This is a genomic window from Novosphingobium sp. YAF33, from assembly GCF_052113265.1.
Classification (GTDB): Bacteria; Pseudomonadota; Alphaproteobacteria; order Sphingomonadales; family Sphingomonadaceae; genus Novosphingobium.
Window position 1 is genome coordinate 96,181 of record NZ_JBFRCW010000015.1, and the last position, 10,571, is coordinate 106,751.

Here is a 10,571-nt window from a genome sequence, read left to right on the forward strand (position 1 = left end):
GAACGCGGCAGGTTCGCCAAGCGTTTGCTTTTGTTGAATGCGCTTCCGGAAGAAGGCGGAAAGGCGCATCGTCCCGGATCGGGTCCGGGACGATGGACTTCTGCCGTGCCTTATTCTTCCGTTGCGGCGGCGTCCGAAGGCTCATCGGAGGCCTCGTCCGTCGGTTCGTCCTCGACGCGGGTCATCTTGAGCTTGCCGTTCTCGACGGCGAACGCGAGCTTGCCTTCTACGAGGTCCAGCGCATCGCGGCCGAACACGCCGTAGCGCCAGCCTTCGAGAATCGGCAGTTTCTTGCGCACGCCGGCGGCCAGCAGTTCGAGATCCTCGCTGCGGGCCAGCAGGCGGGCGGCAACGTCGATCTCGCGGGCGCGGATCTTGAGCAGCAGCTTGAGCAGGTCAGCGACGAGCGCACCTTCCTTGCCGAGCGGCGCGCCCTTGGGTGTGCGCGGGGGCAATTCGTCATCGGGCAGCGGCTCGGCCTTGGCGATGGTGTTCATCAGGCGCTTGCCGATGTCGTTGTCTTTCCAGCCCTGCGAAAGGCCGCGCACTTTGGCGAGGTCGGACTGCTGCTTGGGCGGGTGGCTGGCGATGTCGGCCAGCGTTTCGTCACGGGCGATACGGCCGCGCGGGATGTTCTTGCCCTGCGCTTCGTGCTCGCGCCACTCGGCAATGGCCTTGAGGCGGCCGAGCATCGTCGGGTTGCGGCCGGCGGCCTTGATCCGCTTCCACGCCTGGGCGGGATCGTTGCGGTAGTGCTCCGGATCGGCGAGCTTTTCCATTTCCTGGTCGAGCCATTCGCCGCGCCCGGTCTTCATCAGGCGCTTGAGGATCTTGGGGAAGATCTTGGAGAGGTGGGTAACGTCGCCGATCGCATATTCGATCTGCCGCTCGGTCAGCGGGCGGCGCGACCAGTCGGTGAAGCGGGCGCCCTTGTCGATGGTGAGGCCCATCCACGATTCGACCAGGTTCGAATAGCCGATCTGCTCGGACTGGCTGATCGCCATCATCGCGATCTGCGTATCGAAGATCGGATGGGGCGTGCGGCCGGTAGCGTTGTAGATGATTTCCACGTCCTGCCCGCCGGCGTGGAAGACCTTCAGGACCTCCTCGTTGTCGGTCAGCAGGTCGAGCAGGGGCGTCATGTCGAGCCCAACTGCCATAGGATCGATCGCGGCCGCTTCCTCGGTATTGGCGATCTGCACGAGGCAGAGTTCCGGCCAATAGGTGTTCTCGCGCATGAACTCGGTGTCGACCGCCACGAAATCGGATTTCGCAAGGCGTTCGCACAGCGCGGCGAGGTCTTCGGTCTTCGTTATCAGAGGGTGGATTTTCATTTCGACCGTGGCGGTAACGCGAACAGGGCGGGGGATCAATGTTTCCAGCCCGTCAAATTCTCCGACAAATGACGAAATTGCCTATTTCTTGCGCCACAGGCCTCCGAAAACCCTGTTCAGGAGGCTCGGACTCGCCTCTGCGTCGAGTTCGGCGATGCTTTCCTGGGTCACCAGCCGGCGGCGAAGCTGCGTGCCGGTGACGTGCAGGCCCGGCGGCGGCAGGTGCCAGGCTTCGGGCCAGGCTTCGGAATTGTCGCCGGGAATCGCCGCGGCCTGTTCGGCGGGGCGCTGGGCGTCTTTCGCCGGCTCGGACGGCGCGGCGGGAGGCGCGTTGCGGGGCGGTCCTTCGGCGGCGGCGAGCGCCGCTGCCTCGAAGCCCGGATAGCCGCCGTCGCTGCCGACGAGGAGGGCCATGGGCCGCGGCAGGCCCTCGGCCATGGCCGCGTCACGGATGGCCTGATGAGTCAGCACCGCGAGATGGCAGGCCCCGACGATGCAGGCACGCTGCTCCTCGATGGTGGCCATGCCGCTTTCGCAGAGTTTGCCTATCGCGGCGATCACGGCATGAAGGTCCTCCAGGCCGGTGACATTCAGCGTATCGCCATTGTCTTCCGCAGCGCCCTGCCACGCCGGGCTGTCGGCCCCGCAGGCCGCTGCCAGGTCGATTCGCCCGGCGCGAGAGAAGGGCCAGGCGCGGTCGGTATAGAAAGCGGTTTCGTAGAAGGGCCGCCCGGTTTCGGTCGGTCCCTGGCAGATGTCGATGCCGATCGCGGTGATCGGGTCTCCGGGCCGGTCGAGTTCGCCGATCCGCTCGATCAGGCGCGCCCAGCCGCTGACGGAAACGTCCTGCGCAGCGATGAACCGGAAACGCGCGGGCAGGGGGAGGCCTTCGCCGCAGAGAAAGACGAGTTCGTCCTTGAGGCGGCGCGCGGCTTCGTCGGCCCGGCCCTCGCGGAGCATGGCCTCGATCGCGGTGCGGAACTGATTCTCCGGAATACCGTCGATCGTGACGGTGCCCGAAGCCTGCGCATTGTCCATGTGATCCATCGGCAAGACCCGTTTTGCCGATGGGTATGGACCCGCAATGGTTTATTTCAGGTTAGCGCCCGCGCGCCTGGTCGAGAGATAGGAACGGGAATCCACGAGGATTCCACAAGCCACCTGGCGCTGGACGCGCATGACGGTCCGATCTCTTCTGGAAATCGCCGCGCCACTCGACTAGGGGCCTCGGCTTGCAACTCAATTCCGATCAGAAGAAGCGCGAGCCCGCCATGACTCATCCCTATCGCTCCCACACCTGCGGCGCCCTGACCGCTGCCGAGGTCGGCCAGACCGTTCGCCTCTCGGGCTGGGTGCATCGCAAGCGCGATCACGGCGGCGTTCTCTTCGTCGACCTGCGCGACCACTACGGCATGACCCAGGTGGTGGCCGATACCGACAGCGCGGCGCTGGAACTGCTCGATTCGCTGCGCGTCGAATCGGTCGTGACGATCGAGGGCGTGGTGAAGGCCCGCACCGAATCCACGGTGAACGCCAACCTCGCGACCGGCGCGATCGAGGTCTACGCCCGTTCCGCCACGGTGATCAGCCGCGCCGAGGAGCTGCCGATGCCGGTGGCCGGCGAGCAGGAATATCCCGAGGATATCCGCCTGCGCTATCGCTTCCTCGATCTGCGCCGCGACACGCTGCACGCCAACATCGTCAAGCGCACCAAGGTCATCTCGGACATGCGCCGCAAGATGGAAGGCATCGGCTTCACCGAATATTCGACGCCGATCCTCACCGCTTCCAGCCCCGAAGGCGCGCGCGACTTCCTGGTGCCGAGCCGCATCCATCCCGGCAAGTTCTACGCGCTGCCGCAGGCGCCGCAGCAGTACAAGCAGCTGCTGATGGTCGCCGGTTTCGACCGCTACTTCCAGATCGCACCCTGCTTCCGCGACGAGGATCCGCGCGCAGACCGCCTGCCGGGCGAATTCTACCAGCTCGATCTCGAAATGAGCTTCGTGACCCAGGAAGAAGTCTGGGAAACCATGGAGCCGGTGCTCCAGAGCGTCTTCGCCGACTTCGCAGAGGGCAAGCCGGTGACGCCCGCGGGTGAATTCCGCCGCATTCCGCATGCCCAGTCGATGCTGGACTACGGTTCGGACAAGCCCGACCTGCGCAACCCGCTGATCATCAAGGACGTGACCGAGCACTTCGTCGAATCGGGCTTCGGCATCTTCGCCGGCATCGTCGCGAACGGCGGCGTGATCCGCGCGATCCCGGCTCCGGGCGCCGGCGCCGGCAGCCGCAAGTTCTTCGACGAGATGAACGTCTGGGCACGCGGCGAGGGCTATTCGGGCCTTGGCTACATCAACATCAAGGACGGCGTCCCCGGAGGCCCGATCGCCAAGAACCACGGCGAGGAAAAGACCGCCGCGCTGATCGCAGCGCTGGGTCTCGGCCCGAACGATGGCGTGTTCTTCGCCGCCGGCAAGGAAGAGCAGGCTGCCAAGCTGGCCGGTCTCGCCCGCATCCGTACCGGCGAGCAGCTCGACCTGATCGACAAGGACCGCTTCGAGCTGTGCTGGATCGTCGACTTCCCGTTCTTCGAATGGGACGAGGACAACAAGAAGGTCGATTTCGCGCACAACCCGTTCTCGATGCCGCAAGGCGGCATGGAAGCGCTGGACGGCCAGGATCCGCTGACGATCAAGGCGTTCCAGTACGACCTCGTCTGCAACGGCTACGAAATCGCATCGGGTTCGATCCGCAACCAGTCGCCCGAACTGATGGTCAAGGCCTTCGAAATGGTGGGCCTGACCAAGCAGGACGTGGAAGATCGCTTCGGCGGCCTCTACCGCGCCTTCCAGTACGGCGCGCCGCCGCACGGCGGCATGGCGGCCGGCGTGGACCGCATCGTGATGCTGCTCTGCGGGGCGCAGAACTTGCGTGAAATCACGCTGTTCCCGATGAACCAGCGCGCCGAAGACCTGCTGATGGGCGCGCCGAGCCCGGCCGAATCCAGGCAGCTGCGCGAACTGCACATGCGTGTCGTGGAACCGCAGAAGAGCTGAGTTCGTTCGAATTTTTGCATGGCGGCGGGGCTTGCTCCGCCGCCTCAACCGTCACGATGCAGCCCCGTTTTCGGGAAACAATCTGGAAACAGGGACGCGTCGTGGATAAATCGGGCCATGACGCTTGTACGTCGTGATCCTAACTTGCGTGCGAGGCTTGCCAGCGCGGCCCCCAGTCATTAGGGCGGCAGGCGAGATTTCACACCTCGCGAATTTTTGAAGGGGTTTATTCAATGAGCGATACCGCCGATCGGGTTAAGAAGATCGTCGTCGAACACCTGGGCGTCGAAGCCGACAAGGTGACGGAAGAAGCAAGCTTCATCGACGATCTGGGCGCTGACTCGCTCGACATCGTCGAGCTGGTCATGGCGTTCGAAGAAGAATTCGGCGTCGAAATCCCCGACGATGCTGCCGAGAAGATCAGCACCGTCTCGGATGCCATCAAGTACATCGAAGAGAACAAGGGCTGAGCCCGGCTTTTCGGCTACTCTCGCGCAGGCCGGCCAGGTGCCGGCGCGCGGGCGGCTGTGATCCCGGTTCATAACCGGATTGAACTCGACAGGCTCGACCTCTAAGGGGGCGGGCCTGTTGCCGTTTCTGCAGGCTGGTTTGCACCGGCCGCATTTTCGGCCAAATTGCTTTTTCGGAGAGCATGAATGCGTCGTGTTGTCGTCACTGGACTTGGTCTTGTCACCCCGCTCGGGGCCGACGTGGAGACCGCCTGGGCCAACATCCTTGCGAGCAAGAGCGGGGCAGGGCCGATCACCCGCTTCGATGCCTCGGACCAGAAGTGCCAGATCGCCTGCGAGGTGAAGCCGGCCGACCACGAATATGGTTTCGACGCCAACAAGCGCGTCGACCACAAGGTCCAGCGCCAGGTCGATCCTTTCATCGTCTACGGCATCGACGCCGCGGGCCAGGCGCTGGAAGACGCCGGCCTCACCGACATGAGCGAGGAAGACAAGCTCATGGCCGGCTGCTCGATCGGTTCGGGCATCGGCGGGTTGCCGGGCATCGAAAGCGAATCGCTGGTGCTGGCCGAAAAGGGCCCGGGCCGTGTATCGCCGCACTTCGTGCACGGCCGCCTCATCAACCTGATCTCGGGCCAGGTCTCGATCAAGTACGGCCTCAAGGGCCCGAACCACGCGGTCGTCACCGCCTGCTCCACCGGCGCGCACTCGATCGGCGACGCCGCGCGCATGATCAAGGACGGCGATGCCGACATCATGCTGGCGGGCGGCGCCGAATCCACCGTTTGCCCGATCGGCATTGCCGGTTTCGCACAGGCCCGTGCGCTCAACAGCAGCTACAACGACCGCCCCGAACAGGCGAGCCGCCCTTACGACAAGGATCGTGACGGCTTCGTCATGGGCGAGGGCGCGGGCGTCCTCGTGCTGGAAGAGTACGAGCATGCCAAGGCGCGCGGCGCCAAGATCTACTGCGAAGTGATCGGCTACGGGCTTTCGGGCGATGCCTTCCACGTCACCGCGCCGGAGCCCACTGGCGACGGTGCCTATCGCTCGATGGCGATGGCGCTGAAGAAGGCGGGCATGACCCCGGCCGACATCGACTACATCAACGCCCACGGCACTTCGACGATGGCCGACACCATCGAACTCGGCGCCGTGCGCCGCCTGTTCGGCGATGACATCGGCGGCGTTTCGATGAGCTCGACTAAGTCGGCCATCGGCCACTTGCTCGGCGGTGCCGGTGCGGTGGAATCGATCTTCTGCATCCTGGCGCTGCGCGACCAGATCGTGCCGCCCACGCTCAATCTCGACAATCCGGACGAGGGCTGCGAAGGCGTCGACCTGGTGCCGCACGTCGCCAAGAAGCGCGAAGTGCGCGCCGTGCTGAACAATTCGTTCGGCTTCGGCGGCACCAATGCCAGCCTGGTGATGCGCAAGATCGACTGATCGAGAAGGACTGAAGGCGATGATGTCGCGGCGCAACTGGATACTCGTCGCGGCCATCGGCCTGGTGGCGGCGATCGCCCTGTGGTCCTTCGTGGGAGGCTGGTACGGATCCGGACCGCTCAAGAAGGACCAGCATTTCCTCGTTCCGGCCGGGGCCAGCCTCTCGGCCGTGGCGGAACGGATGGAAAAGCAGGGCGTGATCCGCAGCGCGCGCGGCTTCACGCTGCGTGCCCGCGTCTTCGGCGGCGGCAGCGGCATCAAGGCGGGCGAGTTCGCCATTCCCGCCCATGCCAGTGCTTCGCGCGTGCTGGCGATCATTTCCAGCGACGACATGGTCCGCCGCTTCGTGATGGTGCCCGAGGGCATGCCCTCGATCATGGTCTACGAGCGCCTGAACGCGCAGGAGCACCTCAGCGGCGACGTTTCGACGCCGAACGAGGGGTCCGTCCTGTCCGACAGTTATGCCTACGAAAATGGCGAACCGCGCGCGGCCCTGCTGCGGCGCATGCAAGGGGCCATGACGAAGACCCTGGCAGAGCTTTGGGCCAAACGCGCGTCCGGTCTGGTCGTCAAAACGCCGGAACAGGCGCTGATCCTGGCCTCCATCGTTGAGAAGGAAACCGGCAAGCCGTCTGAACGCGGCATGGTGGCGGGGCTCTACTCCAACCGCCTGCGCATCGGCATGCCGCTTCAGGCCGACCCGACGATCATCTATCCGATCACCAAGGGCAAGCCGCTAGGCCGCCGCATCCGCCAGTCGGAAATCCGCGCGGTCAACGACTACAACACCTACACGATGGCCGGTCTGCCCAAGCATCCCATCACCAATCCCGGCCGCGAATCGATCGCCGCCGTGCTCAATCCGGCGAAGACCGACGCCCTCTACATGGTGGCGGACGGTACCGGCGGGCACGTTTTCGCTGCGACCCTTTCGGAGCACAACGAGAACGTGAAGAAGTGGTTCGCGATCCGCCGGGCGCGCGGCGAGATCTGACGGCGCGGGCGCTACTTCAGCGTCCCGTCCGCGCGCTTGCGGCGGGCGTAGACCGTCGAAGCGAGGGCGACCGCCACGATCAGCAGTGGAAACACGGCGGAGGACGGTCCCTTCGCACCGAGCAGGTGGAAGCCGAGGAAGGTCCAGCCGAACTGGATCACCACGGCGACAAGCGACAGCGCGAAGAGCGCCCAGGCCCAGCCGCGCCGCATCAGCAGGACGATCGCGCCGATGGTGCCGCTCGACACGGCAACGGCGTAAGCTGCCCAGACCCAGCCGGGCATTGCGCGAAAGGCCTGCGCCTGCACCGGATCGCGCAGCGCAATCTCGTCGAGATTGGCGGTCGCCTGCATGAGATAGGCGGCATCGCCCAGAAGATTCCACAAGAGTATGAGAACGGCGATGACCCGGAACTTTCTCATGCCCGCTTCCTTTCGCGCAGGACGGTGAATGGGCGATTTTGCCTTGGCGCCAAGGCCCTGACAACCGTTACGGCGGGGGAGGGCGCGGCAATGAAGGAGCAGACTGCATGAACCGCGAGGGTGAGGTCCTGCCGCCGGAGCGCAAGCCGAATGCGCCGCTGCTCGTCACGGCGGAACTGCCTGCCGATGTTCTGGACTGGGCGGACGGCCTGCGCCGCGCGCACTATCCTGCCGAACGGAACCGCCTTCGCGCCCACGTCACTCTGTTCCATGCGCTTCCGCCGCGCGTGGAGCCCGAATTGTTGCAGGTCCTCGGGACGCTCGCCCGCGCAAGCAGGCCGCAAGCGCAGATCGCCGGCGTGATGAAGCTGGGCGGCGGCACGGCGATCGCCATCGAATCGCCTGAGATGGTCGAATTGCATGCCCAGATCGCCGAGCGCATGTACGGGCTGCTCACCGATCAGGACAGTCGGCCGCTGCGGCTTCACATCACGATCCAGAACAAGGTGGAACCAGCCGCCGCCCGCGCGCTCCAGGCCGATCTGGAGCCGCGCTTGCGCCCGGTAACCTTCCGTTTCCGAGGCTTCGGCGTCCATGCCTGGGAGGACGGATTGTGGCGCCCGATCCGCTCGATAGCTTTTCGCGGCTAAAAGCATTTTTGGGTGTTGACCGATGGAAACCTTACCCCTAGAGGACGCGGCCTGCCCAGCAGCAATGCGAGGCACCGGATCTGGCCCCCACGTGGCGGCCCTGGTTTGGCGGAGTAGCTCAGCTGGTTAGAGCAGCGGAATCATAATCCGCGTGTCGGGGGTTCGAGTCCCTCCTCCGCTACCAATCCCGCTTTTGAGCGGTAGTCCAGCTTTGTCCGCAGACATCCGGAAACGCCTTTTTTCAAAATAAAATCAGCTACTTACAGCGGCCGCATAGGTGCGCTGACGTCCGTTCGCGTCCATGCGGGACCGCTCACGTCGATTTGAATTGGGGGTGGAATTGGGGGTATTTTTGCCCGGCACCCCCAACAGGCGATACCCCCAGATGGCTCTCAAGGAACTTGAAGTTAAATACGCAGCGATCCGGAGCCGCGCATACAAGCTGACGGACGGCGGCGGATTGCATCTTTATGTGCAACCGAACGGCTCGAAGTTGTGGCGGATGAAGTACCGATTCGCAGCGAAGGAAAAGCTCCTGAGCTTCGGAAAATACCCCGACGTTCCGCTCGCCGCGGCGCGGACCAAGCGCGACGAGGCGAGGGTCTGCCTTGCCGAGGGCCGAGATCCAGGGGTGGTACTGGCCGAGGAGCAGGAGGTTGCGGAGCGCACCTTTGAGAAGGCGGCCCGTGCGTGGCACGCCAATCGTTCGGACAGTTTAAATGCCGCTCACGCCAGACGGGTACTGAGCCGGATGGAAAGCGATGTCTTTCCTGTGATCGGCCACCGTCCCCTCACTGAGGTAGCCGTGGCAGAGATTTTGGCCATGATCAGAAAGATCGAGGCGAGGGGGGCTCTCGATATCAGCCGGCGCGCCAACCAGTGCGTGAGCCAGGTCTATCGATTCGCGATCGCAAACGGCTGGGCGCGCGAGAATCCGACCGTCCACCTCTTAGGTGCCCTCAAGCCTCGGCCGCGAGTGAAGCACATGGCGCGGGTGTCGCTCCATGAAGTGCCTGACCTCGTTCGTTCCATCGCCGGCTACGACGGCGAAGATGGAAGCAGAAGGCGTGATCGAACCCGCGACGCCATGATGTTCACCCTGCTGACCTGGGCCCGCACTGGTGAAGTTCGCTTTGCGGTCTGGAGCGAGATCGAGGATCTGGATGGCAGGCAGCCGGTGTGGAGAGTGCCCGCCGAGCGGATGAAGAAAAGGCGCGAGCATTTGGTGCCGCTGTCATCTCAGGCCGTCCTGATCCTCAGGCGGCGAAAGGAGCTGGCGAAGGCGACACCCGGCGGGTTCATCTTCCCTGGAGACCGAGCCGGGATCGCAATGTCCGAGAACACGATGCTCTACGGGTGCTATCGAATGGGATATCGCAGCAAGCAAACCATCCACGGTTTCCGGGCCTTGGGCTCGACCTGGGCGAACGAATCCCAGAACTATCGATCGGACTGGATCGAGTTGGCTCTGGCGCACGCGGAGGATGACACCGTTCGAGCCGCCTACAACAGCGCCCAGCATCTTACTCAAAGAAGTCGGATGCTTCAGGACTGGGGTAACTACGTCGATGCCTGCGGTTGCCCGGAGAAAGATGGTTCGGTCTCTTCCGGCGTGGACCGGAATGACATTTCCGACGTCCATGAGCGACGGCCACGTAGCCAAGAGCGGCGAGGCGATTTGCGGCTCGTCCAGCAGGACGTGGAAAACCGGGACAACATCATCAAGTTCCCGGCACGTGCACGTTCCGGCGAGAATTGAGCTTCATATGAAAACGCTCATACTCGAACGAGAACTGTGAATCGTTCGGCTTGAGGAACAAATTCGTTGTTTGCGGGGCATACTTAGGAGCAGCAAGTTTCGACCCATTTCGGACGCTCAGCCTCTCATTTGCGGTCCTCAGAAGCGGAGCGGAAGCTTTTCGTTTCGAACTGATACGTGATCTGATAGTTCGCCCGGGCGCCCGCTCGACGATAGAAGGTCGCTGTCGACGGGCTAGAACAATCTCGTTAGTGCTGCGGAGAATGAATATTTTGAGGACCCGCAGTTTGCCCGAGGAGATCGTGTCCCAGGACGTGGTGTAGCTGAAGGCTGAGGTGGTCACCGTGATTTTCGGGTAGGTTTGGGTTGTGAAGCTCAAACCTGACGGAAGGAATCACGATGACCGATCCGATGATGCACTTGCGTTCGCTGGTAGAGAA

General features: G+C 63.8%; 9 protein-coding genes and 1 tRNA gene. 7 read left to right on the top strand and 3 right to left on the bottom strand.

Annotated elements, in window-relative coordinates; all coding sequences use genetic code 11:
* Positions 1-110: 110 nt before the first annotated feature.
* Both rnd and AB4Z00_RS22990 read right to left on the bottom strand, forming a co-directional pair.
* The gene (gene rnd, locus AB4Z00_RS22985) at positions 111-1,334 is read right to left on the bottom strand and encodes a ribonuclease D (RefSeq protein WP_134095414.1); all 1,224 of its coding nucleotides are present in this window, start codon (positions 1,332-1,334) and stop codon (positions 111-113) included.
* A gap of 81 nt (positions 1,335-1,415) precedes the next feature.
* Positions 1,416-2,381: a hypothetical protein gene (locus tag AB4Z00_RS22990; RefSeq protein WP_442047362.1), complete on the bottom strand. Its 966-nt coding sequence runs from the start codon at positions 2,379-2,381 to the stop codon at positions 1,416-1,418.
* Between the two features lie 224 nt (positions 2,382-2,605).
* Here AB4Z00_RS22990 and aspS point away from each other — a divergent pair, with 224 nt between their 5' ends.
* From aspS to mltG, 4 genes are all read left to right on the top strand, one after another.
* Entirely contained in the window at positions 2,606-4,390 is a 1,785-nt protein-coding gene (gene aspS, locus AB4Z00_RS22995; RefSeq protein ID WP_442047371.1) for an aspartate--tRNA ligase, read from the top strand.
* A 233-nt stretch (positions 4,391-4,623) separates the two neighbouring features.
* Complete coding sequence (locus AB4Z00_RS23000; RefSeq protein WP_007013838.1) at positions 4,624-4,860, top strand: acyl carrier protein; 237 nt, start codon at positions 4,624-4,626, stop codon at positions 4,858-4,860.
* Between the two features lie 186 nt (positions 4,861-5,046).
* Positions 5,047-6,306, top strand: a complete 1,260-nt coding sequence (gene fabF, locus AB4Z00_RS23005) for a beta-ketoacyl-ACP synthase II (RefSeq protein WP_132263552.1) — start codon at positions 5,047-5,049, stop codon at positions 6,304-6,306.
* A gap of 19 nt (positions 6,307-6,325) precedes the next feature.
* Complete coding sequence (mltG, locus tag AB4Z00_RS23010) at positions 6,326-7,300, top strand: endolytic transglycosylase MltG (RefSeq protein WP_442047363.1); 975 nt, start codon at positions 6,326-6,328, stop codon at positions 7,298-7,300.
* Between the two features lie 11 nt (positions 7,301-7,311).
* Here the strand turns inward: mltG and AB4Z00_RS23015 are convergent, their stop codons facing one another.
* Positions 7,312-7,722 carry a sugar transporter gene (locus AB4Z00_RS23015; RefSeq protein ID WP_132263548.1) on the bottom strand — a complete coding sequence of 137 codons (411 nt, stop codon included), beginning with the start codon at positions 7,720-7,722 and terminating at the stop codon, positions 7,312-7,314.
* 107 nt (positions 7,723-7,829) lie between these two features.
* Between AB4Z00_RS23015 and AB4Z00_RS23020 the strand changes: the two genes are divergently transcribed.
* The 3 genes from AB4Z00_RS23020 (at position 7,830) to AB4Z00_RS23030 (ending at position 10,131) form a co-directional block, all read left to right on the top strand.
* Positions 7,830-8,372, top strand: coding sequence for a 2'-5' RNA ligase family protein (locus tag AB4Z00_RS23020; protein ID WP_442047364.1), 543 nt, complete (start codon positions 7,830-7,832; stop codon positions 8,370-8,372).
* Positions 8,373-8,479: 107 nt separating this feature from the next.
* Positions 8,480-8,556: transfer RNA gene (locus AB4Z00_RS23025), tRNA-Met, on the top strand.
* A gap of 201 nt (positions 8,557-8,757) precedes the next feature.
* On the top strand, positions 8,758-10,131 hold the full coding sequence (locus tag AB4Z00_RS23030) for a tyrosine-type recombinase/integrase (protein ID WP_442047365.1): 1,374 nt from the start codon (positions 8,758-8,760) through the stop codon (positions 10,129-10,131).
* The last annotated feature ends 440 nt before the right edge of the window (positions 10,132-10,571 follow it).